Here is a 21,381-nt window from a genome sequence, read left to right on the forward strand (position 1 = left end):
TGAGGGGCCCGGCCGGGCCCCTCAGCCGCTCGGGTCGTCAGCCGGCCGCGGTCGGGTTCCCGGGGGTGAACAGCCACTGGTGGAACAGCTCGTCCAGCTGCTGCCCGGACACCTTCTCCGCGAGCGCGACGAACTCCTCGGTGGTGACCGTGCCGCCGGCCTGGGACGCCACCCACTCCCGGACGATCGCGAAGAACGCCTCGTCGCCCACCTCGGTGCGCAGCGCCTGGAGGGTCATCGCGCCGCGGTAGTAGACGGCGATGTCGAAGAGGTTCTCCGTGGCCGGCCCCGGGTCGCCGATGGTGAGCTCCCAGAACTCCGGCGGGGCGCCCGCGGCGATGGCGTCGAACTCCTGCTGCGGGCTGGACAGCCCTTCGCGCTCGAGCCAGAGCCACTCGGCGTACGTGGCGAACCCCTCGTTGAGCCAGATGTGCCGCCACTCGTCGATGCGCAGGAGGTCGCCGGTCCACTGGTGGGCCAGCTCGTGCACCACCACGAGGTCGCCGCTCACGGCGTCGGAGAAGAACGCCGACGCGTAGATCGGACGGGTCTGCGTCTCCAGCGCGAACTGGAACTCCGGGTGGTCGTCGACGATGCCGCCGGAAGCACGGAACGGGTACGGCCCGAAGACGCCGGAGAGGAAGTCGGTGATCTCCGGCTGCCGGGCCAGCGACCCCTCGGCCACCTCACCGACGGAGGCGCCCCCGGACCCCGGGTCGAGCTCCATGGTGAACAGGTCGGGGTCCAGCGCGTCCCAGTACCGGATGCCGTCGGCCCGGTACTCGCGCAGGTCGAACTCGCCGATCGCCAGCGTGACCAGGTAGGTGGCCATCGGCTCCTGCGCGCGCCAGTCCCAGGTGGTCCACCCGTGCGCGGTGCGGGTGCCGCGGAGGACGCCGTTGGAGACGGCCTCCAGGCCCTCCGGGACCGTGGCGCGGACGGTGACCGAGGCGGCGTCCCGGGGGTGGTCGTTCGCCGGGAACCAGGTGGCCGCGACGTCGGGCTGGCCGGCCACGATCGCGCCGTCGTCGGTGTGCATGAAGCCGGAGGTGCCGAACGCGTCGGTGATGGTCTGCGGAACGCCGTCGTAGGTCACCGTGGTGGCGAACCTCTGCCCCGCGCGGGGCGCCTTGGCGGGGGTGACGGTGAGCTCGCCGCCCTCGCGCGCCCAGGCCGCGTCGCTGGAGCCCACCCGCACGGACCGGACCTCCATGCCCTCGAGGTCGAGGTTGAAGCTGGAGAGGTCCTGCAGCGCCCGGGCGGTGATCGTCGCGACCCCGTGGAGCACGTCGGTCGCCGGGTCGTACCGGACGTCCAGGTCGTAGTGGACGACGTCGTACCCGCCGTTCCCGTCGAGCGGGAAGTAGGGATCCCCGAGGCCGGGGGCGCCGGGGAACCCCGTGCGGGGCGGGTCGTCGCCGGCGGACGCGGTCCCGGCACCGAGGCCGAGCGCCACCACCGTCGTCATGGTCAGGATCGAGAGTTTCCGGGACATGCCTGCTCCTCCGAGCCGTCGCGGGTCTCCTGTGCGCGGAGACGGCGACGGTAACGGCTCGGTGCGGGCGCGATTCTCCGCGCCGACCCGCCGTGGCACCCCCGCCGCGTGGGACCACCGGGCGGTCACACGCGGTCGCTCGCTGCTACCGGCGGCCCGGCTCAGCGGTCGTCGGTGCCCGGCCGGCCGGGTAGAAGTGGGGGATGACGACGACCGCACCGCACGCGACCCTGGACCCGGACTCGGGCGTCGGTCGGCGGCACGGCCGGGAGGGCATCCTCAAGTACACCGAGAGCCAGACCGTCGCCGTCCAGCGCGGGCTGCCGGTGGGGCCGGTGCCGGGGCTGCCGCTGGAGCGCTGCGCGACGGTGGTGACCGCCGGGCTCCGGGCGCTCAAGCGGCTGCCGTTCCGCAGGTGAGCCCCTCGCCGCCCGGTGTCAGATCCAGCCGTGCCGGCGGGCCTCGGCGACGGCGGCGTGCCGGTTCGGCGCCCGCAGCTTCGCGGCGGCGGCGGAGAGGTGGTTGCGAACCGTGCCGGGGGAGAGGTGGGCGCGCGCGGCGATCTCCTCCACCGGCGCGCCGCCGGCGGCGAGCTCCAGGATGTCGGCCTCGCGCGGGGTCAGCGGGCTGTCCCCGGCGCTGATCGCCTCGGCGGCGAGCTCGGGGTCGACGTACCGGCCGCCGGAGTGCACCGTGCGGACGACGGTGGTCAGCACCCCGGCGTTCACCGTCTTCGGGAGGAACCCGCGCACCCCCGCCTCGAGCGCGCGCTTGAGGTGGCCCGGTCGGCCGTGCCCGGTGACGATCACCAGGCCGCAGCCGGGAAGGAACGCGGCCAGGTCGGCGGCGAGCGAGATGCCGTCGCGGTCGGGGAGCTGCAGGTCGAGGACGGCGACGTCGGGGGAGTGCGCCCGCGCCATGGCCAGCGCCTCGGCCGCGGAGGCCGCCTCCGCGACGACGTCGAGGTCGTCCTCCAGGGCCAGTAACGCGGCCAGCGCCGAGCGGATCAGGTTCTCGTCGTCGGCGAGCAGCACGCGGATCACCGGCGCACCGCCACCGGCACCGTGGCCTCCAGCGCGAAGCCGCCGTCCGCCGGCCGCGCCCGGAGTCGGCCGCCGAGGGCGGTCAGCCGTTCGGCGAGCCCGGTGAGGCCGTTGCCCCACTCCGTCCCGGGCGCGTCCGCACCGTCGTTGACCACGGTCAGTCCTGCCTCCTGCTCGGTGACGGTCACGGTGATCGTGCACCGCGACGCACGGCTGTGCCGCAGCACGTTGGTCACCGCCTCGCGCACCACCCAGGCGAGCGCGCTCTGCAGGTGCTCGGGCAGCGCCGTCCCCGCGTCCTCGCCCGAGACGCTGCAGGCGACACCGGCCGCGCGGAGCACCGAGCGGGCGCCCGCCAGCTCGCCGCCGAGGTCCGCCGAGCGGTAGCCGCGGACGACCTCCCGCACCTCCCGCAGCGACCCCTCGGCGATGCGGCTGATGTCGTCGAGCTCCTCGGCGGCCCCGGGCTGACCGCGCCGGACGAGCGCGCCGGCCAGCTGGCTCTTCACCGCGATGGTCGAGAGGTCCCGGCCCATGACGTCGTGCAGGTCGCGGGCGAACCGCAGCCGCTCCTCGGCCACCGCCAGCTGCAGCTGGACCTCCCGGCTGCGGGCCATCTCCTGCACGACGTCGAGCACCCAGACGGAGAACCGGAAGGCGAGCACCACCCCGATGACCGCCAGGGTGAGCGCGGTCCCCTGCGCCACCGCCGCGGGGGCCGGCGTCCCGTCGAGGTAGGCGGCGAAGCCGCTGAGCACCCCGATGGTGAGCGTGTGCGGCAGCAGCTGCCGGGTGGTCCAGACCGTCGCGCACGCGGTCAGCACCGTGCCCAGGGGCAGCGCCACCGACCACGGCACGGCGGGCGACGGCTCCCCGGTGCCGAACGCCCAGGCTCCCGCCGCCGCCATCAGCCCCGCGGCGGCGAAGGCGCCGAGGACCGTGCGCCGGGGCAGCGGCTCGCCGCGGCCGTGCGCGGCCAGACCGCGGCGGGTCACCACCACCCCGCCGACCGCCGTGGCGACGGACCCGGCGAAGAACAGGCCGACGGCGAGATCCGGGACCGGCTCGGCGGCCGCGCCGAGCACCGCGACGGCGAAGAGCGGGATCGCGCCGAGGAACGTGTAGAACGACCACCGCGTGTAGAGCTCGATGCGCTCGGGGTCGGAGCGGCTGCCCCACCAGCGGGTCACGGTCGGCACGGCGCCCATGCTGCCCGACCGGCGCGCCGTCGCCGGGCTCACCGCCGTGGCGCCCAGCGGAACCCCCGCCGGGCGAGCACGCCGGCGACGACGAGCCAGCCCGCGAGCACCGCCAGCGGCAGCGTCGCCGCGCTCCACGCGCCGGCCCAGTCCACCGCCTCGCCGCTCCAGGTCTGCCCCGCCAGACCGAGCTGGCTCAGCTCGACGGCCGGGGTGAGCGGCAGGAACCGGGCCGCGGTGGCGAGCGGGTCGGGCAGCACGGACAGCGGGAAGAACAGCCCGGACAGCGTGGTGGAGACCAGCAGCAGCGGGAGCGCGGTGATCTGCGCGCTCTCGGGCGTGCGGGTGAACGCGGTGCTCGCGGCCGCCAGCAGCAGCATCAGCGCGCCGCCGCCGATCAGTGCCACCAGCGGCAGGACGACGTCCACCGGCATCGCCCACTCGCCGAGGACGGCGATCCCGGCGCCGACGAGGACCACCTGGCCCACCGTGATCAGCAGGGTCGGTGTGGCGGTCCCGAGGATCACCTCCGCGCCGGTGAGCTCGCCGGTGCGCATCCGCTGCAGGACCAGGTCCTCCCGGCGGGCGACGAACGTGGTGAGCAGGTTGGTGTAGGTCAGGAAGACCAGCATCACGCCGATCGCGCTGACCAGCAGCCGGGGGCCGACCGGGACCGCGCCGTCACCGAAGCCGAGCAGCGGGACGGCAGCGACCAGCAGCAGCGGCAGCACCGCCGAGTTCACCACGGCGGTGCGGTTGCGCAGGTAGAGCCGGGTCTCGGCGCCGGCGAGGGCGAGGGTGCGCCGGAGCCGGCTCGGCCCGGCGGGCGACGTCGTGGACGGGGCGGTGGACGTGGGGGCGGGCATCAGGCGCTCCTGCTCTCGGGGGCGGATCGGTCGGTGATCGGGGAGGCGCCGTCGGCGACGGCCAGGAAGGCCTGCTCCAGGGAGGCCGACCGCGCCTGCAGGCCCGCCAGCTGGACGTCGTGGTCGGCGGCCCAGGCCAGCAGCGTGGTCAGCGCCGCCTGGAGGTCGCGGGTGTGCAGCTCGACCCGGGGAGCGGGGGCGACGAGCCGGGTACCGGGCAGCGGCGGCAGCGGGGGAACGTCCCGGTCGAGGGTGAAGCGGACGGTGGCCGGCTGGGCCGCGGTGATCTCGACCGGGGTGCCTTCCAGCTCGATCCGGCCGGCGCGCAGGATGGCGATCCGGTCGGCCAGCTCCTCGGCCTCCTCGAGGTGGTGGGTGGTGAGCACGACCGCCGTCCCGCCCCGCACCATCTCCTGCACCAGCGACCACACCGTCCGCCGGCTCTCCGGGTCCAGGCCGGTGGTGGGCTCGTCGAGCACCAGGACGCGCGGCCGGCCCAGGAGGGCGAGGGCGAGGTCCAGGCGGCGGCGCTCGCCGCCGGAGAGGCTGCGCACGCGGACGTCCGTCCGGCCGGTCATGCCGACCTGCGCGAGCGCCTCGTCCACCGGGCGCGGGGACGTCAGGGTCCGCGCCCAGGTGGACACCGTCTCGCCGACGGTGAGGTCGCCGGGCAGGCCGCTGCTCTGCAGCAGCACCCCCAGGTGCGGGCGGACGGCGGCGGGCTCGCGGTGGGGATCGGCGCCCAGGATCCGCACGGTGCCCCCGTCGGGCCGGGCCAGCCCCTCCAGCACCTCCAGCGCGGACGTCTTGCCGGCGCCGTTGACGCCGAGCAGCGCGAACACCTCGCCGGGGTGCACCTCGAAGGAGATGCCCCGGACGGCTTCGAAGTCGCCGTAGCGCCGGCACAGGTCCACGACCTCGACCGCCGGTGGCGCGTCCGGCCGCGGTCCTGGCCGGGCGCGGGGGGAGTGGTCGACGGTGGTCATGCAGAACCTCCTCGGCGCGCCCCGCCGGCCGCCGTCGGGCCGGTTCTCCGGGTCGCACCCCCCACGTTGCCGCCCGGTCGGGCGCTGCACAGGTGCCGTCGTTCACGACCTGCGCCGCCGTCCGCACGCCCGACCCGTGACGCGTGTCATGGTCTGGCACGACGGCGGGCCGTCGTGCACGGTGACGGTCGGGGTGCCGGGCGGCGGTCGCAGCCGCCGTGACCGGCGAGGGCCGAGGAGGCGATGTGGAGGATCTGGCCGCCAGGGCCCTGGCGGGGCTCATGATCGGGTCGGGTGCCGGCCGCACCGTCGTCCCCGGGTACTTCCGGGGGCTCGTGCCGCCGTGGGTGCCGGCGCCGAGTGCGGCGGTCGCGGTCAGCGGCGCCGCCGACGTGCTCGCGGGGGTGCTGCTCACCCGTCCCGCCACCCGCCGGGCGGGAGCCTGGCTGGCCGCCGCCCTCGTCACCGCGTACCTGCCGGCCCACCTCGACCCGTTGCGCCGCGCGTCGACGGCGACCCGGCTGTTCGACCGGCGGCCGGGCATCGCCGCGCGGCTGCTGGTGAACGTCAGCTACATCGGCTGGGCGGTGGCTGTCGCCCGCGGTGCGGAAGGCCGCAGTCGAGGCCGCGGCGCGCCTCGGTCAGCACCGCGGGGCTGAGCACCGGCGCCCAGGCTTCGGCGAGGCGGTGGAAGTACGCGCCGTGCTGCTCGACGAACCCGGGGGCGTGCTCGGCGACGTCGAGCTCGTTGACCAGGCTGAGGTCGGCGAAGGCGCGCAGCTGCGCGCCGTCCAGCCGCTCGACGTCGCGGGTCCGGCGATCGTGCAGGAGACCGGTCGACGCCAGGTCCTCCCACGTCCGGTCGCGGTCGCAGCTGCCGTACCGATGGACCAATGCCTCCGCGGCCGCACCGATGATCGCCGCCAGCAGCGGCCGCTCGTCGTCGGCGAGCAGCCGGACGTCGAACCCGTCGGTGCCGTACACCGCGTGCGCCCGGCCGGCGAGCTGCACGTCGGGGGTGGCGCCCAGCCGGGCGAGCGTTCGCTGCACCCGCTCCAGGTGCGCGGCCAGCGTGCCGCCGGGATGGCCGATCTCCTCCGCGCCGCGTGCGCGGAGCAGCGCAGCCAGGCGCTCGTCGGGAATGGTCATCACCGGACCGTAGCCACGCCGCCGATGACCGGCGATGAGCACGATCACGTGTGGGGGCGGGACCGCTCCGGGTAGGGCCGCGCCAACGCGCCGCCCGGTCCCCGGTCCCGGTGTCGACGATCGGAGGAGCACCGTGGAGGACCAGGAGCAGGACCGGAAGCGCGCGGAGCTGGGCGAGACCGACGTCCCCGCCGAGGACGAGGTCGCCGAGGCGTTCGAGAAGATCGTCAGCGAGGGTGCGCAGCGCCTGCACCGCCGGTGGCGGGAGGTGCTGGCAACGGGGCTGGCCGGCGGGCTGGAGATCGCCGTCGGCGTGCTCGCCCTGCTGGCGGTCCTGGAGGCCACGGGCAGCGAGCTGCTCGCCGGCCTGGCGTTCAGCATCGGCCTGATCGCGCTGATGCTCGGGCGCAGCGAGCTGTTCACCGAGGGCTTCCTGGTCCCGGTCACCGCGGTGTTCGCCGGGCGGGCGAGCACCGCCCAGCTGGCGAAGCTGTGGGCCGGGACGCTGGTCGCCAACCTCGTCGGCGGCTGGCTGGTCATGTGGGTGGTCGTCCTCGCCTTCCCCGAGCTGGCGGACACCGCCGTCGAGTCGGCGGCGCACTTCGTCGAGGCGCCGCTGGACGTCCAGGCGGTCTCCCTGGCCTTCCTGGCCGGCAGCGTGATCACGCTGATGACGCGCATGCAGCACGGCGCGCACTCCGAGACGGGGAAGATCGTCGCCTCGGTGATCGGCGGCTTCCTGCTCGCCGGGCTGGTGCTGTTCCACTCGATCCTGGACTCGCTGCTGATCTTCGGCGCGCTGCACGCCGGCGCCCCGTTCGGCTACATCGACTGGCTGGGCTGGTTCTGGTACACCGTGCTGCTCAACATGGCGGGGGGGCTGTTCGTGGTCACCCTGATTCGCCTGGTGCGGAGCAAGGAGCTGATCGAGCGGGAGCGCGCGGCCGTCGCCTCCGGCCACTGAGCAGCGCGCCTCCGGCCGGTCGCGGCGGGCTCCCGCCATCCTGGCGGCGTGATCGAGCTCGACGGTCTGACCAAGCGCTACCGCGCCCGGGTCGCCGTCGACCGGCTGACGGTCACGGTGCAGCCCGGCCGGGTCACCGGCTTCCTCGGGCCCAACGGCTCGGGCAAGACGACGACGATGCGCTGCGTGCTGGACCTGGCCCGGCCCACGGCAGGGACGGCGACGGTGCTGGGCCGGCCGTACCGCGAGCTGGCTCACCCGGTGCGGGAGGTCGGTGCGCTGATCGACCCGCGCGCCCGCCACCCGGGGCGCACCGCCCACGCCCACCTGCTCGCGCTGGCGCGGAGCAACGCGCTGCCGCGGCGCCGGGTGGACGACGTGATCGGGCTGGTCGGGCTGGAGCCGGTCGCCCACGAGCGGGTGCGGGGCTTCTCCCTTGGCATGGCGCAACGACTCGGCATCGCCGCCGCCCTGCTCGGTGACCCGCAGGTCCTGCTGCTCGACGAGCCGGTCAACGGGCTCGATCCGGAGGGGATCCGGTGGGTGCGCGAGCTGCTGCGCGATCTCGCCCACGAAGGGCGGACCGTGCTGGTCTCGAGCCACCTGATGAGCGAGATGCAGGACACCGCCGACCACCTCGTCGTCCTCGGCCGTGGCCGGCTGCTCGCCGACGTCCCGATGGGCGAGCTGCTCGGCGCGCACGTCGCCGTCCGGGTGCGCAGCCCGCAGGCCCCGCTCCTGGCGTCGGCGGTGCAGCGCGCCGGCGGCTCGGTCGAGCTGGAGATCGACGGGTCCCTGCGGGTCGACGGGCTGGCGGCCGCCGAGGTCGGGGACCTCGCGCACGACCTCGGCGTGCGGCTGCACGAGCTCAGCCCGGTCGCCACCTCCCTCGAGGAGGCGTACCTGGAGCTGACCGGCGACGACGTCGAGTACCGGGCGGTCACCCCGTGAGCCGCGGCGTGCCGTTCTCCGCGGTCGTGGGCAGCGAGTGGACCAAGCTGCGGTCGACGCGCTCCACCTGGTGGTGCTCGGCGCTGTTCGTGCTGCTGGCCGGCGGCGCGGGCTGGCTCGCCGCGGCCACCACGCAGGCGGCTCCGCGCGCGGACCTCGCGGTGAGCTCGGCGCTCACCGGGTTCGGCTTCGGCCCCGTGCCGCTGGTGGTCCTCGGCGTGCTGGTGGTCAGCAGCGAGTTCCGCACCGGGCTGGCGCTGGCCACCTTCACCGCGGTGCCGCGCCGAGGTCGGCTGCTGCTCGCAAAGACCGTCGTCGTCGTCGCCTGGAGCGTGCTCCTCACCGCGGTCGTGGCCGCCTTCTGCCTGCTGGCCGCCACCCGGCTCACCGCCGTCCCCGGCGGCATCCCGCCCACCGATGCCGATGTGCTGCGCCAGCTGTGGCTGCAGGTCGCCGGGGCGGCGCTCACCGGGGTGCTCGCCGTCGGCCTGGGGGCGGTCCTGCGCTCGAGCGCCGGCGCCCTCGGCGCCGCGCTCGCCCTGGTGCTGGTGCTCCCGCCGGTGCTCGCGATCGCCGGCACGGAGCTCAGCGTGCGGGTCTCGCGCTGGCTGCCGGCGTTCCGGGTGGGGGAGGACGCCTTCCTCGCGGCGGCGACCTCGTGGCAGACCGGCCTGCTCGTGGCCGGCGCCTGGGCGGCGGCGGCCTGGCTGCTGGGTGCGGCGCTGCTGGTGCGCCGCGACGTCTAGCTCCGCACGGCCCGGCGGATCGCCGACACGTACCGGGCGGTGGCCACCCGCTGGAGCGCCAGGCTCAGCGGACCCGCCAGCCGGGCGGCGGGCGAGGCCAGGCGGAAGAAGACCCGGATCGTGTAGACGACGTCCCCGTCGTCGGTGAGCCGGACGGTGAACCGCTCCTCGCCGCTCTCCGGGTGGCCGGGCAGCGTGCCGTAGGCGAAGCCCCGCTCGTTCCCCTCGGTGGCGGCCCACACGACGCGGCAGGGGATGTCGTACCCCAGCCGCGGCAGCCCCGCGGTCAGTACCACGACGGTGCCCGGTACGCCGGCCGGCCCCGAGGCGCGGATCCGCAGGCCGGCACCGCGCTGCGCCCGCCAGCCGAGCACCGCGGCGGCCGCCCGCTCGAAGGCCGCCGGCCCGGTGCCCACGACCGCGGAGTGCTCCGCGTGGTGGTAGCCGGCCGGCAGCGCCTCGCCCCCCGTGGCGCCCACCTCGGCGTAGGTGAACGGCGCCTCGGCGAGCAGTGCCGGATCGGTCGCGCGCAGGAGGCCCACGTCCCCAGTGTCCCGTCCACCCGCTCCCGCTGCCGGGTGCGGTCAAGGGGCCCGCGGTGCCGCGAGCGCCGCTGCGGCTCGGCGACGCGGACGGGTACCTCCGCGTCGGGCACGACGCGGGCAGCCGCACCGGGCGTAGGTTGACCCCACTGTGCTGCCTGCTGTCACCGCCACCCGCTACGTCACCCCGCTGCGCGAGGGTGGGTCGCTGCCCGGGCTCATGGAGGCCGACGACCTGGGCACCTACGTGGTGAAGTGGCGCGCGGCGGGGCAGGGCGTGAAGGTGCTGGTCGCCGAGGTCGTCTGCGCCGAGCTCGCCCGGGCGCTGGGGCTGCCGGTGCCGGCGCTGGTCACCGTCGACGTCGTCCCCGAGCTGGCCGTGGGCGAGCCCGACCACGAGGTGCAGGAGCTGCTGCAGCGGTCGGCCGGTCGCAACCTCGGGCTGGACTACCTCCCCGGCGCGCTGGACTTCGAGGCCGGCGCCGACGGGGTCGACCCGGAGCTCGCCGGCCGGGTGCTGTGGTTCGACGCGCTGATCGGCAACGTCGACCGCTCCTGGCGGAACCCGAACATGCTGTTCTGGCACGGTCGGCTGCAGCTGATCGACCACGGAGCCGCGCTCACCTTCCACCACCACTGGCCGGGGGCGGCAGCGGCAGTGGCCCGGCCCTACGACGCGTCCGCGCACGCCCTGGTCGAGTGCGCCCCCGACGTGCCCGCGGCCGACACGGCGCTGGCCCGCCGGGTCACCCGGGAGCTGCTGGACCGCGTGCTGGCGCAGGTGCCCGACGAGTGGCTCGACGACCCGCAGGCCGGTGCCGCGCCCGACGCCGTACGGTCCCGGTACGTCGAGCAGCTGCTCGCCCGGCTGGACGCCCGCGCGGCCTGGCTGCCCGGGGTGGTCGCCGCGGCCGCCGCCGGGGGAGCGGGCCGCCGGCGGGCGCCGCGCGGGGAGAACCGGCCCGCGTGGCTGGGGCCGCCGCCGCCGGAGGGGATCAGCCAGCGATGAAGGACACCTTCGAGTACGCGGTGCTGCGGGTGGTCCCGCGCGTCGAGCGGGGGGAGTTCCTCAACGCCGGCGTTCTCGTCTACTGCCGGCAGCGCGACTACCTGGGCTCGCGGCTGCACCTCGACGTCGACCGGTTGCGCGCGCTGGACCCCACCGCCGACCCGGTGGCCATCGGCCGGGCGCTCCAGGCGGCCGCGGACGTCTGCTCGGCCGATCCGGGCGTCGGTGCGGCCGGTCGGGAGGCGCTCGGGGCCCGGTTCCGCTGGCTCACCGCGCCCCGCAGCACCGTCGTCCAGCCGGGACCGGTGCACACCGGCTTGACGGCCGACCCCGACGCCGAGGCCGAGCGGTTGCTGCGCCTGCTGGTGCTCCCGGTCGAGGGCTGACCTCCGACCTCAGCGGCCGTCGGGCCGTCGCAGCACGACGAGCACCGGCACGGTGAGCCAGGTCAGGGCGCCGAGCAGCTTCGCCCCGTCCTCGAGCAGGTGCCGGCCCTCCGCGAACTGGTCCAGGGCGACCGAGGCGCCCAGCAGCGCCGCGCCGAGGACGAAGACGGCGCAGACGAGGTCGCGTGGTGGCCGCAGGAAGGCGATGAGCAGCACGGCGGTCAGCGCGGCGTAGCCGGCGAGGATCAGCTCCTGGGGCACCCCGAGCAACGGGCCGATCGTCTCGTGCAGCAGCAGGGCGTCGTCGGCGGCCAGCACCAGGACCAGGGTGCCCAGCCCCACCAGCCGGCCGCGCTGCGCGGGCGCGAGCCAGGCCGCGAGGAACGACAGCCCGGCGGTCGTCGCCCACACCATGCCGTTGAGGATGCTGACGGCGCCGACGTACCAGGCGGCGTCGGCGGTGACCTGCCAGTCGCGGGTGAAGGTGGAGATCGGCTGGTCGACCACGTCGGCCAGCACCGTGGTGAGGGCAAGCACCGCCGCACCCGCGGCCAGCGCGGCCACCGGCAGCCACCGGCCGGGATGGCGGCGCGGCTCCCCGGCCGCGGCGGTGGGAGCGGCGGCGTCCCGTGTCTCCATGACGACGACCCTAGGCGGTTCCGGTTCCACCGTCGCGGCCCTGCCGGCGAGCCGGGCGACGGGGCCGTGAGCGGCCATCCACCGCGCGCGACGAGAACGGTGGCCAGGAGGTCAGCGCTCGTTCACTGCTCGGTCACGTCGTGGTGGCCGGAGCCGGTTTGGCTTCGCGCGCCCGACTTCCTCTCGACCCAGAGGGTTCTGATGACCGACATCCTCGAGCCGCGCAAGCGCGCGCTGCTGCCCCTGTTCTCCGGCATCCGGCACGGCAGCCGCAGCCACACGACCTGCTTCTACAAGTGCGGCAACGCCTGCGACAGCGCCATCCCCAACCCGACGGACAACCCGACCTTCGCGGCTGTGGTCCAGCAGTCGTTCAGCCGGCGCAACCTGCTGAAGGCGGCCGGCGTCAGCGCCCTGGTCGTCGCGGCCGGACCGGCTCTCCCGGCCGCGGCCCAGACCTCGTCGTCCCGCCGCGGTGGTGCCGCCGACGGGGCCCTGACGTTCCAGCCGGTCCAGCAGAACTTCCTCGACGAGCTGGTCGTCCCCACCGGGTACGCCTCCAGCGTGGTCATGCGCTGGGGTGACCCGGTGCTGCCCGGGGCGCCGCCGTTCCGCATCGACCGGCAGACGCCCGAGGCCCAGGCCAAGCAGTTCGGCTACAACTGCGACTTCATCGGGTGGCTGCCCCTGGACGACCGCAACGCGCTGCTGGTGGTGAACCACGAGTACACCGACGAGCAGCTGATGTTCGCCGGTGTCGCCGACGAGGAGGGCGCGGGCGACATCCCCGACGAGTACAAGCGCGTCGCGATGATGGCGCACGGGATCTCGGTGGTGAAGGTCCGCCGGGAGGGTCCGGCCGGTCAGTGGCGGGCCACGCGGGAGCGCGACCGCAACCGCCGGATCACGACGGACACCCCCTTCCAGCTGACCGGGCCGGCCGCGGGGTCCGAGTACCTGCGGACCAGCGCCGACCCCGAGGGGCGCACCGTCCTGGGCACCCTGAACAACTGCGCGGGGGGCGTGACCCCGTGGGGCACGACGCTGCACGGCGAGGAGAACTTCAACCAGTACTTCGGGACGACGGCGCCGATCAGCGAGGCCACCCAGATGGCGGCGCTGCGCCGGTACGGCGTCAGCGCCGAGGACGTCCCGACCCGCAAGTGGCACACCGTCGACCCGCGGTTCGACCTCAGCCAGGAGCCCAACGAGGTCAACCGCTTCGGCTGGGTGGTCGAGCTCGACCCGTACGACCCCACCTCGACGCCCAAGAAGCACACCGCCCTGGGGCGCTTCAAGCACGAGGGTGCCGATGTGCGGATCGCCGAGGACGGCCGGGTGGTCGCGTACTCGGGCGACGACGAGCGCTTCGACTACATCTACAAGTTCGTGTCGAAGAAGAAGTACCGGGAGGGCACCGACCGGGCGACGCGGCAGCACAACATGACCCTGCTGGAGGAGGGCGACCTCTACGTCGCCCGCTTCACCGGCGACTCGCCGGCCGCCGAGATCGACGGCAGCGGGCAGCTGCCCGCCGACGGGGAGTTCGACGGGGTCGGGCACTGGATCCCGCTGGTCAAGGACGGCCGGTCGATGATCCCGGGCAAGGACGTCGCGTGGGTCCTGGTCTTCACCCGCCAGGCCGCCGACCGGCTGGGCAAGCTGCTCGACGAGAACGGTGACTTCCCGGACCCGGACAACGTCCAGGTCATCGATCCCTCGAAGGTGCCGACCAAGATGGACCGGCCCGAGGACATCCAGACCAACCCGGTCAACGGCCGGGTGTACGCGGCGCTGACCAACAACTCGAACCGGACCGGTCAGAACGGCCGGCCGGGGGCGGACGAGGCGAATCCGCTCACCCGCTCCTGGGCGTTCGTGCCCGCCGACGACGAGGCCGGCACGCCGGCGAGGTTCGAGGAGCGGCCGGGCAACCGCAACGGGCACGTCATCGAGTGGGAAGAGGTCGGGTCGGCCACCGGGGAGACCTTCAACTGGCGGATCTTCCTCCTCTGCGGCGACCCGGAGTACCCCGGCACGTACTTCGCCGGGTACGACAAGTCGCAGGTCAGCGCCATCTCGTGCCCGGACAACCTGGAGTTCGACCCGGCCGGCAACCTGTGGATCTCCACCGACGGGAACGTGCTCTCCACGCGGAACCAGGAGGCGGGCACCATCGGGGGCACGAACGACGGGCTCTTCGCCGTTCCCACCCAGGGCCCGGAGCGCGGCCACCTCAAGGCGTTCCTCACCGTGCCCATCGGCGCCGAGTGCAGCGGGCCGATGATCCCGTCGGACGGCCGGTCGGTGTTCGTCTCCGTGCAGCACCCCGGTGAGACGACCGGCTCCACGGTGGAGAACCCGTCGAGCCGGTGGCCCGACATGCAGGCGTACCGGCCGTTCCCGCGGCCGAGCGTCGCCGTCGTCTACCGCCCGGACGGTGGCCGCATCGGCAGCTGAGAGGAGCGCGAGCCCCGCACCGGTCCGGTGCGGGGCTCGCGTCGTCTCAGGGCAGGAGGGCGTCGATGCGGCGGGCCAGCTCCAGGTCCAGCTCGCTCACCCCGCCGGCGGAGTGGCTGACCAGCGTCAGGTGCAGGCGCCGGAACCGCAGGTCGACGTCCGGGTGGTGGTCCAGCTCCTCCGCGACGTCCGCGATCGCGACGATCGCGGCGACGGCGGCGCGGAAGCTCGGCAGCTCGACGGTGCGGCGGATGCCGTCGACGTCCCCCGACCACAGCGGGAGGGCGCGGAGCGCGGCGGCGAGCTCGTCAGGGGAGAGGCGGGGTGGGCGCGGCATCCGCCCATGGTGACGTGAGGGAACGGCGGCGACGTACTGGAACGGCCTCGTCCCCGGGGCCCGCGGCGCGGGGAGGGACGAGGCCCTTCCAGGGGTGGTTCCTCAGAGGTGCAGGCCGCACTCGGTCTTGGTGGAGCCGGCCCAGCGCCCGGCCCGCGGGTCCTCGCCCGGCGCGACCGGCCGGGTGCAGGGCGCGCAGCCGATCGAGCCGTAGCCGATCTCGAACAGCGGGTTCACCGGGACCTGGTGCTCGGTCGTGTAGGCGTCGACGACGTCCTGGGTCCAGGCCGCCATCGGGTTGACCTTCACCATGCCGCGCTTGGCGTCCCAGTCGACGAGCCGGGTGCCGGCGCGCGTCGGCGACTCGTCGCGCCGCACGCCCGAGCCCCAGGCCGTGAACCCGGCCAGCGCCTGCGCCAGCGGCTTCACCTTGCGCAGCTCGCAGCAGAGGTCCGGATCCCGGTCGTGCAGCTTCGGCCCGAAGGCGAGGTCCTGCTCCGCCACTGTCTGCGGCGGGGTGACGTTGTGCAGCGTGATCGGCAGCACGCTGCTGACCCAGTCGCGGGTCCCGATCGTCTCGGCGAAGTGGTAGCCGGTGTCGAGGAAGACCACGTTGACGCCGGGGATCACCCGGGAGGCCAGGTGCGACAGCAGCCCGTCGGCCATGGACGACGTGATCGCGAACTGGTCGCCGAAGGTCTCCCCGGCCCAGCGCAGCACGGCCAGCGCCTGCTCCACCGGGTCGGCGATGCCCTCGAAGCGGGCATCGGCGTCGGCGGCGAGTTCCGGTGTCGGTGCGATCGCAGTGGTCATTCCGGCACCCCCGTGGCGAGCAGTCGGACGGTGAACGCACGGAGGCAGGCGCCGCAGCGCCAGCCACCGGCCGACTCCCCGTCGTAGGGGGTCAGCTCCTCGTCCCCGCAGTACGGGCAGTGGAACACCGGCAGCTGCCGGGTCCTTCCCGGCTCCGGCTCCTCGGTCACAGCAGCCAGGCCTCCTCGGCGCGGGAGACGTAGTGGGCGAAGGACTCGCCCGGCGTCCGGCGGTCGAGGAAGCCGCGCAGCACGCGCTCGCAATAGTCGGCGGTCTCCGCCTTCGTCACCTTGTGCCCGCGGAACTTGCGACCGAAGGTGGCCTCCACCCCGAGGTGGCCGCCGAGGTGGACCTGGAAGCCCTCGACCATCTCGCCGGTGTCGTCGCGCACCATCGAGCCCTTGAAGCCGATGTCGGCGGTCTGGAAGCGGGCGCAGCTGTTCGGGCACCCGTTGACGTTGATGCCGATCGGCACGTCGAAGTCCGGCAGCCGCCGCTCCAGCTCGGCGTAGAGCTCCTGCGCGTGCTGCTTGGTCTCCACGATCGCCAGCTTGCAGAACTCCAGGCCGGTGCAGGCCATCGTGCCGCGGCGGAACGCGCTCGGGCGCACCTGCAGGTCGTGCTCGGCCAGGGCCTCGACCAGCGCCTCCACCCGCTCGTCGGGGACGTCGAGGATGACGAGCTTCTGCTGCGTCGTCGTCCGGATGCGCCCCTGCCCGTACTCGTCGGCGAGGTTCGCGATCGTGGTGAGCAGCGAGCCGGTGATCCGGCCGGTGCGCAGCGCGAAGCCGACGGCGTTGTTGCCGTCCTTCTGCTTGGCGACGCCGACGTGGTCGCGCTGGTCGTGCTTCGCGGGGGCGGGCGCCGGGCCGTCGGGCAGCGCCTCCTCCAGGTACTCGTCCTGCAGCACCTGGCGGAACTTCTCCGGGCCCCAGTCGGCCATGAGGAACTTGATCCGGGCCCGGTTGCGCTGCCGGCGGTAGCCGTAGTCGCGGAAGACCGACGTGCAGGCGGCCCAGACGTCGGTGACCTGGTCGGGCCGGACGAAGACGCCGATCCGCTGGGCGAACATCGGGTTGGTGGACAGCCCGCCACCGACCCACAGGTCGTAGCCGGCCTCGCCCGCCTCGTTCACGACGCCGACGAACGAGACGTCGTCGATCTCGGGCTCGGTGCAGTGGTCGACGCAGCCGGACATCGACGTCTTCCACTTGCGGGGCAGGTTGCTGAACTCGGGGCTGCCCACGTACTTGGCGACGGTCTCGGCGATGACGTCGGTGGCGTCGATGACCTCGTCCTCGAGGATCCCGGCCAGCGGGCAGCCGAGCATCACCCGCGGCACGTCGCCGCAGGCCTCCATCGTGGAGAGGCCCACCGACTCCAGCCGCCGCCAGATCTCGGGCACGTCCTCGATGCGGATCCAGTGGTACTGCACGTTCTGCCGGTCGGTGACGTCGGCGACGTCGCGGCCGAACTCGGTGCTGATGCCGCCGAGGACGCGCAGCGCGTCGCTGGTCAGCTGCCCGCCGTCGATGCGCGCGCGCATCATGAAGTAGGAGTCCTCGAGCTCCTCGGGCTCCAGCACGGCGGTCTTGCCGCCGGGGATGCCCTGGGCGCGCTGGGTGTAGAGGCCCATCCAGCGCATGCGACCCCGCAGGTCCCCGGGGTCGATGCCGTCGAAGCCGGTCTTCGAGTAGATGTCGAGGATCCGCTGGCGCACCTCGAGGCCGTCGGAGTCCTTCTTCATCCGCTCGTTGGGGTTGAGCGGTTCGCGGTAGCCCAGCGCCCACTGGCCCTGACCGCGTTGCGGCCGGTTGCTGCTCCGGGTGGGGGTGCTCACGTGGCGTACTTCTTCCTGCGCTCGCCGACCGCCCGGCAGCCGGCCGGGGTGGGAGGCGCTGCTGGTTCGGGACGCAGCGGGACAGCTGCGCGAGGGACCTGGGTCAGCGCGCGGCGCGACAGGCGGCGCTGGAGACGAGCGCCAGGTCGATGTGCAGACGCGCGACGAGGAGACTGCCGCGGTCGGTCATGTCGCGATCCTCCCACATTCCGGGCGGCCCGGTGCAGGGCTCACCCGACGGGGCGGGGAGGCCGCGCCCCGTCGGCCGGTGCGTCGTGGCCGCCCTCGGTCGGCACGGGCTCGCTGAAGGACCGCCACGCGGCGTCGAGCGCGACCAGCTCGGCTGCGTGCGGGGGGAGCTGCCCGGCGACGACGTCGGCCACGGTCACCCCCTCGAGCACCCGGCGGTAGGCCTCGCGGGCGGCGACCCACACCTCGGCCAGGCCGGTGGCGGCGCCGGGGTAGCTGACGTCCTCCGGCCGCTGGCCGTGCACCTCGGCGAGGAAACCCTGCTCCACCCGCATCACGCGGGCGATCGAGATCTCCGACGCGGGCAGGGCCAGCCGGTACCCGCCGTCCCGGCCGCGCTGGCTGGTGACCAGGCGGGCGTGCTGCAGGTCGGCGAGGATGGCCTGCAGGAAGCGGTTGGGGATGTCCTGGGCGGTCGCGATCCGATCGCAGGTCAGCGCCTCGGGGGCCGCCGCGGCGAGCTCCACGACGGCTCGGACGGCGTAGTCGACCCGGGCGTTGATGCGCACGCTGCCCATACTGCCGTGATCTGGGAGAGTGCCCGGGTGTTCCAGCTGCGTTTCACCACCTCGGTGGAGGCGCCGCTGACCGTGGCGTTCGACGTCGCCCGTGTCCTGGGCCGGCCCTGGCCGTTCCCGCTGGCGGAGGTCGTCGCGGTGCGGCCGGAGCGGGACGTGTTCACCGCTGCGGTCGGGTCGGGCGGCTGGGTCACCCACTCGCGCTGCTTCTCCGCCACCGGCGCCGGCACGCTGGTCGAGGAGCAGGTCGCCTGGGAGACCGGGCTGCCCGGCGCGGTGGGAGCCGTCGTCGACCGGGTCGTGCTGCGGCGCCGGGTCGCCCGTGCCATGCGGGCGCACCTGGACGCGTACGCCGCGGCGGCCGCGCTGCGGGCGCGCGAGGTCGTGCAGGTCGTCGGTGCCGCGCTGGTCGAGGGGGACCGGGTGCTGGTGGCGCAGCGCTCGGGCGGGCCCTTCGACGGCTGCTGGGAGTTCCCCGGCGGCAAGGTCGACCCGGGGGAGAGCGACCTCGGGGCGCTGGTCCGCGAGTGCGCCGAGGAGCTCGGGGTGGCGGTCGTGCCCGAGTCCTTCCTGGGGGAGGTGCTCCTGGACGGTGTGGTCGGCGGCGGTGCGCCCGGGGCCTCGACGATGCGGGTGTGGGAGGCGCGGATCGCCTCCGGCCGGCCGGAGGCGCGGGAGCACACCGAACTGCGCTGGGTCGGCGCCGCCGACCTCGACGCGCTCGACTGGATCCCCGCCGACCGCCCCCTGCTCCCCGCCGTCCGGGCACTGCTCGCCCGCCGCTGAGCGCCGGCGGGGCCGTGGAGCCGTCTCGCCACCGTCGGAACGGGAACGGGCGCCGCTCCCGGTGGGAGCGGCGCCCGTCGTCGCCGTAGCCCCTGTGCGAGGGGTGCGGAGGCCTTACTTGAAGGCGTCCTTCACCTTCTCGCCGGCCTGCTTGAGGCTGCCCTTGGACTCTTCCTTCTTGCCCTCGGCCTGGAGGTCGCGGTCGTCGGTGGCGTTCCCGAGCGCCTGCTTCCCCTTGCCGGACAGCTCCTCGATCTTGCTCGTCGTCTTGTCCGTGCCGCTCATCGCAGTACCTCCGGTCGTCGGTTGCTCGGAGCGGTCGTACCCGCCCCGACGTTGCCCGACACGCGCACCGGAAAGCCTCCGGTCCACCTGCGCCCGTGGCGGGAGGACCGCCCGCCGGATGCCCGACGAGGCGTGGAAGTTACGGTCAGCGCGCGGATCGTGAGCCCAGGTCACAACTCGATGACGTCCGTGGACACCCTCTCCGGGGCGTGCCTAGGGTCCACCCGTCGCAGTCCCGGTCCTCCCCGGTCCGGCTGCGTCCGGCTCGAGACCATCCAGTCGCCCGCGGGTCGTGGGTCGACCTGTCCGTTCCCCCCGCTCGCGCGGGTCGAGGGAGGCATTGCACGTGAAGTTGAGCAAGCGCAGAGGTGGGCTCGTCGCGGCCGGCGTCGCCGCCGCGATGATGCTGTCCGCCTGTGGTGGCAGCGACGACAACGGCGGCGGCGGCGGCACCTCCGCCGACGGCGGCGGCACCTACAGCATCTACGTCGGCGAGCCGGAGAACGCCCTCATCCCGGGTAACACCACCGAGAGCGAGGGCCACCAGATCATCTCCGGTCTGTGGACCGGCCTGGTGGAGTACGCCACGGACGGCGAGGTGCAGTACACCGGCGTCGCGGAGTCGATCGAGTCCGAGGACAACACCACCTGGACCGTCGAGCTCAAGGAGGGCTGGACCTTCCACGACGGCACCCCGGTGACCGCGCAGTCGTTCGTCGACGCGTGGAACTACACGGCCTACAGCCCGAACGCGCAGGGTGCCTCGTACTTCTTCTCGAACATCCTGGGCTACGACGACCTGCAGGCCCCCACCGACGACGAGGGCAACGTCACCGGTGACCCGGCCGCCGAGGAGATGAGCGGCCTCGAGGTCATCGACGAGAACACCTTCGAGGTGACCCTCGCGACCCCGTTCGCCCAGTTCCCGGTGACCGTCGGCTACAACGCCTTCTGGCCCATGCCCGAGGCGTTCTTCGAGGACCCGGAGGGCTTCGGCAGCCAGCCGATCGGCAACGGCCCGTTCGAGGCGACCGAGGAGTTCGTCCCCGGCCAGGGCTTCACCGTGACCCGGTACGAGGACTACGCCGGCGAGGAGGAGGCCCAGGCCGAGCAGGTGGAGTTCCGGGTCTACGCCGACCTGAACACCGGCTACAACGACCTGCAGGCCGGCAACCTCGACGTCCTGCCGGACCTGCCGCCGGACGCCATCGCCTCGGCGGAGGACGTGCTCGGCGACCGGTACCTGGAGGCCCCGTCCTCCGGGTTCACCTACCTCGGCTACCCGACCTACGACGAGCGCTTCTCCGACCCGCAGGTGCGGCAGGCGCTGTCGATGGCCGTCGACCGGCAGGCGATCTCCGACGCCATCTTCGCCGGCAGCCGCGAGCCCGCCGACGCCTACGTCGCGCCCGTCGTCGACGGCTACCGCGAGGGTGCCTGCGAGTACTGCGAGCTGGACGTCGACCAGGCCAACGCGCTGCTCGACGAGGCCGGCTTCGACCGCAGCCAGCCGATCGAGCTGTGGTTCAACGCGGGCGCCGGCCACGACGCGTGGGTGCAGGCCGTGGGCAACCAGCTGCGCGAGAACGTCGGTGTCGACTACGTCCTGCGGGGCGAGCTCGACTTCGCCGAGTACCTCCCGCTGCTGGACGAGCAGGGTGTGACCGGTCCCTTCCGCCTCGGCTGGAGCATGGACTACCCGAGCCCGCAGAACTACCTGGAGCCGCTGTACTCCACCGCGGCCCTGCCGCCGGCGGGTTCCAACGCCACGTTCTACTCGAACCCGGAGTTCGACGCGCTGATCCAGCAGGGCAACAGCGCCGAGAGCAACGAGGAGGCCATCGAGTACTACAACCAGGCCGAGGACATCCTGCTCCAGGACATGCCGATCATCCCGATGTTCTTCGACGTGGAGCAGGCCGCCCACTCGGAGAACGTCAGCGACGTGGTCATCGACGTGTTCGGCGACATCGACCTCACGCGGGTCACGCCGCAGGGCTGAGCTAGCCGCACCGCACGGCCGCCGCCGGGGACCCCCGCCCAGACCGGGTCGGGCTCCCCGGCGGTCGGCCGCTCGGGCTCGTCCCGCATCATGGACGACGCCTCCGCGCCCGCGAC

24 protein-coding genes are annotated in these 21,381 nt (G+C 74.2%); 10 read left to right on the forward strand and 14 right to left on the reverse strand.

Going from position 1 to position 21,381, the window contains the following annotated elements; genetic code table 11:
• Positions 1-37: 37 nt before the first annotated feature.
• A complete protein-coding gene (locus tag ACI8AP_RS00005; RefSeq protein ID WP_456587268.1) occupies positions 38-1,495 on the reverse strand; it encodes a M1 family metallopeptidase in 1,458 nt (485 codons plus the stop codon).
• Positions 1,496-1,698: 203 nt separating this feature from the next.
• On the opposite strand from ACI8AP_RS00005, the gene ACI8AP_RS00010 reads away from it, so the two are divergent.
• Positions 1,699-1,914 carry a hypothetical protein gene (locus ACI8AP_RS00010; RefSeq protein WP_456587269.1) on the forward strand — a complete coding sequence of 72 codons (216 nt, stop codon included), beginning with the start codon at positions 1,699-1,701 and terminating at the stop codon, positions 1,912-1,914.
• Positions 1,915-1,932: 18 nt separating this feature from the next.
• Here the strand turns inward: ACI8AP_RS00010 and ACI8AP_RS00015 are convergent, their stop codons facing one another.
• Genes ACI8AP_RS00015 through ACI8AP_RS00030 form a run of 4 tightly spaced genes read right to left on the reverse strand, consistent with a single transcriptional unit; the run spans position 1,933 to position 5,589 of the window.
• The gene (locus tag ACI8AP_RS00015; protein WP_456587270.1) at positions 1,933-2,538 is read right to left on the reverse strand and encodes a response regulator; all 606 of its coding nucleotides are present in this window, start codon (positions 2,536-2,538) and stop codon (positions 1,933-1,935) included.
• Positions 2,535-3,737 (reverse strand): sensor histidine kinase, encoded by a 1,203-nt coding sequence (locus tag ACI8AP_RS00020; protein ID WP_456587271.1) that lies wholly within the window; start codon positions 3,735-3,737, stop codon positions 2,535-2,537. The genes ACI8AP_RS00015 and ACI8AP_RS00020 overlap by 4 nt, the downstream gene beginning before the upstream one ends.
• Positions 3,738-3,775: 38 nt before the next feature.
• A complete protein-coding gene (locus ACI8AP_RS00025; protein WP_456587272.1) occupies positions 3,776-4,603 on the reverse strand; it encodes an ABC transporter permease in 828 nt (275 codons plus the stop codon).
• Complete coding sequence (locus tag ACI8AP_RS00030; RefSeq protein ID WP_456587273.1) at positions 4,603-5,589, reverse strand: ABC transporter ATP-binding protein; 987 nt, start codon at positions 5,587-5,589, stop codon at positions 4,603-4,605. Before ACI8AP_RS00030 ends, ACI8AP_RS00025 begins: the two co-directional genes overlap by 1 nt.
• Positions 5,590-5,834: 245 nt before the next feature.
• On the opposite strand from ACI8AP_RS00030, the gene ACI8AP_RS00035 reads away from it, so the two are divergent.
• A complete protein-coding gene (locus tag ACI8AP_RS00035) occupies positions 5,835-6,248 on the forward strand; it encodes a DoxX family protein (protein ID WP_456587274.1) in 414 nt (137 codons plus the stop codon).
• Here ACI8AP_RS00035 and ACI8AP_RS00040 read toward each other — a convergent pair.
• Complete coding sequence (locus ACI8AP_RS00040; protein ID WP_456587275.1) at positions 6,157-6,738, reverse strand: DUF6817 domain-containing protein; 582 nt, start codon at positions 6,736-6,738, stop codon at positions 6,157-6,159. The genes ACI8AP_RS00035 and ACI8AP_RS00040 overlap by 92 nt on opposite strands.
• A 133-nt stretch (positions 6,739-6,871) precedes the next feature.
• Between ACI8AP_RS00040 and ACI8AP_RS00045 the strand changes: the two genes are divergently transcribed.
• From ACI8AP_RS00045 to ACI8AP_RS00055, 3 genes are read left to right on the forward strand one after another with little or no spacing between them, the layout of a single operon-like run.
• A complete protein-coding gene (locus ACI8AP_RS00045) occupies positions 6,872-7,702 on the forward strand; it encodes a formate/nitrite transporter family protein (protein WP_456587276.1) in 831 nt (276 codons plus the stop codon).
• A gap of 48 nt (positions 7,703-7,750) precedes the next feature.
• Entirely contained in the window at positions 7,751-8,653 is a 903-nt protein-coding gene (locus ACI8AP_RS00050; RefSeq protein WP_456587277.1) for an ABC transporter ATP-binding protein, read from the forward strand.
• Positions 8,650-9,399 carry an ABC transporter permease gene (locus tag ACI8AP_RS00055; RefSeq protein ID WP_456587278.1) on the forward strand — a complete coding sequence of 250 codons (750 nt, stop codon included), beginning with the start codon at positions 8,650-8,652 and terminating at the stop codon, positions 9,397-9,399. Before ACI8AP_RS00050 ends, ACI8AP_RS00055 begins: the two co-directional genes overlap by 4 nt.
• On the opposite strand, the gene ACI8AP_RS00060 is transcribed toward ACI8AP_RS00055, so the two are convergent.
• The gene (locus ACI8AP_RS00060) at positions 9,396-9,941 is read right to left on the reverse strand and encodes a DUF1990 family protein (RefSeq protein ID WP_456587279.1); all 546 of its coding nucleotides are present in this window, start codon (positions 9,939-9,941) and stop codon (positions 9,396-9,398) included. The genes ACI8AP_RS00055 and ACI8AP_RS00060 overlap by 4 nt on opposite strands.
• A gap of 151 nt (positions 9,942-10,092) precedes the next feature.
• Here ACI8AP_RS00060 and ACI8AP_RS00065 point away from each other — a divergent pair, with 151 nt between their 5' ends.
• Positions 10,093-10,950 carry a HipA family kinase gene (locus ACI8AP_RS00065; RefSeq protein WP_456587280.1) on the forward strand — a complete coding sequence of 286 codons (858 nt, stop codon included), beginning with the start codon at positions 10,093-10,095 and terminating at the stop codon, positions 10,948-10,950.
• Positions 10,947-11,336, forward strand: coding sequence for a DUF3037 domain-containing protein (locus tag ACI8AP_RS00070; RefSeq protein WP_456587281.1), 390 nt, complete (start codon positions 10,947-10,949; stop codon positions 11,334-11,336). The genes ACI8AP_RS00065 and ACI8AP_RS00070 overlap by 4 nt, the downstream gene beginning before the upstream one ends.
• 9 nt (positions 11,337-11,345) lie before the next feature.
• Here ACI8AP_RS00070 and ACI8AP_RS00075 read toward each other — a convergent pair whose 3' ends face one another.
• A complete protein-coding gene (locus ACI8AP_RS00075) occupies positions 11,346-11,975 on the reverse strand; it encodes a hypothetical protein (protein ID WP_456587282.1) in 630 nt (209 codons plus the stop codon).
• 201 nt (positions 11,976-12,176) lie between these two features.
• Between ACI8AP_RS00075 and ACI8AP_RS00080 the strand changes: the two genes are divergently transcribed.
• Positions 12,177-14,435 (forward strand): PhoX family protein, encoded by a 2,259-nt coding sequence (locus ACI8AP_RS00080; RefSeq protein ID WP_456587283.1) that lies wholly within the window; start codon positions 12,177-12,179, stop codon positions 14,433-14,435.
• Positions 14,436-14,481: 46 nt separating this feature from the next.
• On the opposite strand, the gene ACI8AP_RS00085 is transcribed toward ACI8AP_RS00080, so the two are convergent.
• The 5 genes from ACI8AP_RS00085 to ACI8AP_RS00105 form a co-directional block, all read right to left on the reverse strand.
• Positions 14,482-14,772: a 4a-hydroxytetrahydrobiopterin dehydratase gene (locus tag ACI8AP_RS00085; protein ID WP_456587284.1), complete on the reverse strand. Its 291-nt coding sequence runs from the start codon at positions 14,770-14,772 to the stop codon at positions 14,482-14,484.
• A 102-nt stretch (positions 14,773-14,874) separates the two neighbouring features.
• Positions 14,875-15,585, reverse strand: a complete 711-nt coding sequence (locus ACI8AP_RS00090; protein ID WP_456587285.1) for a phosphoadenylyl-sulfate reductase — start codon at positions 15,583-15,585, stop codon at positions 14,875-14,877.
• Positions 15,582-15,755, reverse strand: a complete 174-nt coding sequence (locus ACI8AP_RS00095; protein WP_456587286.1) for a hypothetical protein — start codon at positions 15,753-15,755, stop codon at positions 15,582-15,584. The genes ACI8AP_RS00090 and ACI8AP_RS00095 overlap by 4 nt, the downstream gene beginning before the upstream one ends.
• Complete coding sequence (locus ACI8AP_RS00100) at positions 15,752-17,425, reverse strand: nitrite/sulfite reductase (RefSeq protein ID WP_456587287.1); 1,674 nt, start codon at positions 17,423-17,425, stop codon at positions 15,752-15,754. The genes ACI8AP_RS00095 and ACI8AP_RS00100 overlap by 4 nt, the downstream gene beginning before the upstream one ends.
• A 230-nt stretch (positions 17,426-17,655) precedes the next feature.
• Positions 17,656-18,192 carry an RrF2 family transcriptional regulator gene (locus ACI8AP_RS00105; RefSeq protein ID WP_456587288.1) on the reverse strand — a complete coding sequence of 179 codons (537 nt, stop codon included), beginning with the start codon at positions 18,190-18,192 and terminating at the stop codon, positions 17,656-17,658.
• A gap of 27 nt (positions 18,193-18,219) precedes the next feature.
• Here ACI8AP_RS00105 and ACI8AP_RS00110 point away from each other — a divergent pair, with 27 nt between their 5' ends.
• Positions 18,220-18,978, forward strand: a complete 759-nt coding sequence (locus tag ACI8AP_RS00110) for a (deoxy)nucleoside triphosphate pyrophosphohydrolase (protein ID WP_456587289.1) — start codon at positions 18,220-18,222, stop codon at positions 18,976-18,978.
• Positions 18,979-19,092: 114 nt separating this feature from the next.
• Here the strand turns inward: ACI8AP_RS00110 and ACI8AP_RS00115 are convergent, their stop codons facing one another.
• Positions 19,093-19,263 carry a CsbD family protein gene (locus ACI8AP_RS00115; protein WP_456587290.1) on the reverse strand — a complete coding sequence of 57 codons (171 nt, stop codon included), beginning with the start codon at positions 19,261-19,263 and terminating at the stop codon, positions 19,093-19,095.
• 346 nt (positions 19,264-19,609) lie between these two features.
• Between ACI8AP_RS00115 and ACI8AP_RS00120 the strand changes: the two genes are divergently transcribed.
• The gene (locus ACI8AP_RS00120) at positions 19,610-21,265 is read left to right on the forward strand and encodes a peptide ABC transporter substrate-binding protein (RefSeq protein ID WP_456587291.1); all 1,656 of its coding nucleotides are present in this window, start codon (positions 19,610-19,612) and stop codon (positions 21,263-21,265) included.
• Positions 21,266-21,381 lie beyond the last annotated feature (116 nt).

The sequence above is a fragment of the Blastococcus sp. SYSU DS1021 genome, assembly GCF_054050995.1.

Bases quoted from the DNA above. Each gene is read 5' to 3' on its own strand.
- ACI8AP_RS00005 (WP_456587268.1), bottom strand. From the start codon at position 1,495: ATGTCCCGGAAACTCTCGATCCTGACCATGACGACGGTGGTGGCGCTC.
- ACI8AP_RS00010 (WP_456587269.1), top strand. From the start codon at position 1,699: ATGACGACGACCGCACCGCACGCGACCCTGGACCCGGACTCGGGCGTC.
- ACI8AP_RS00025 (WP_456587272.1), bottom strand. From the start codon at position 4,603: ATGCCCGCCCCCACGTCCACCGCCCCGTCCACGACGTCGCCCGCCGGG.
- ACI8AP_RS00030 (WP_456587273.1), bottom strand. From the start codon at position 5,589: ATGACCACCGTCGACCACTCCCCCCGCGCCCGGCCAGGACCGCGGCCG.
- ACI8AP_RS00040 (WP_456587275.1), bottom strand. From the start codon at position 6,738: ATGACCATTCCCGACGAGCGCCTGGCTGCGCTGCTCCGCGCACGCGGC.
- ACI8AP_RS00070 (WP_456587281.1), top strand. From the start codon at position 10,947: ATGAAGGACACCTTCGAGTACGCGGTGCTGCGGGTGGTCCCGCGCGTC.
- ACI8AP_RS00075 (WP_456587282.1), bottom strand. From the start codon at position 11,975: ATGGAGACACGGGACGCCGCCGCTCCCACCGCCGCGGCCGGGGAGCCG.
- ACI8AP_RS00080 (WP_456587283.1), top strand. From the start codon at position 12,177: ATGACCGACATCCTCGAGCCGCGCAAGCGCGCGCTGCTGCCCCTGTTC.
- ACI8AP_RS00085 (WP_456587284.1), bottom strand. From the start codon at position 14,772: ATGCCGCGCCCACCCCGCCTCTCCCCTGACGAGCTCGCCGCCGCGCTC.
- ACI8AP_RS00090 (WP_456587285.1), bottom strand. From the start codon at position 15,585: ATGACCACTGCGATCGCACCGACACCGGAACTCGCCGCCGACGCCGAT.
- ACI8AP_RS00105 (WP_456587288.1), bottom strand. From the start codon at position 18,192: ATGGGCAGCGTGCGCATCAACGCCCGGGTCGACTACGCCGTCCGAGCC.
- ACI8AP_RS00115 (WP_456587290.1), bottom strand. From the start codon at position 19,263: ATGAGCGGCACGGACAAGACGACGAGCAAGATCGAGGAGCTGTCCGGC.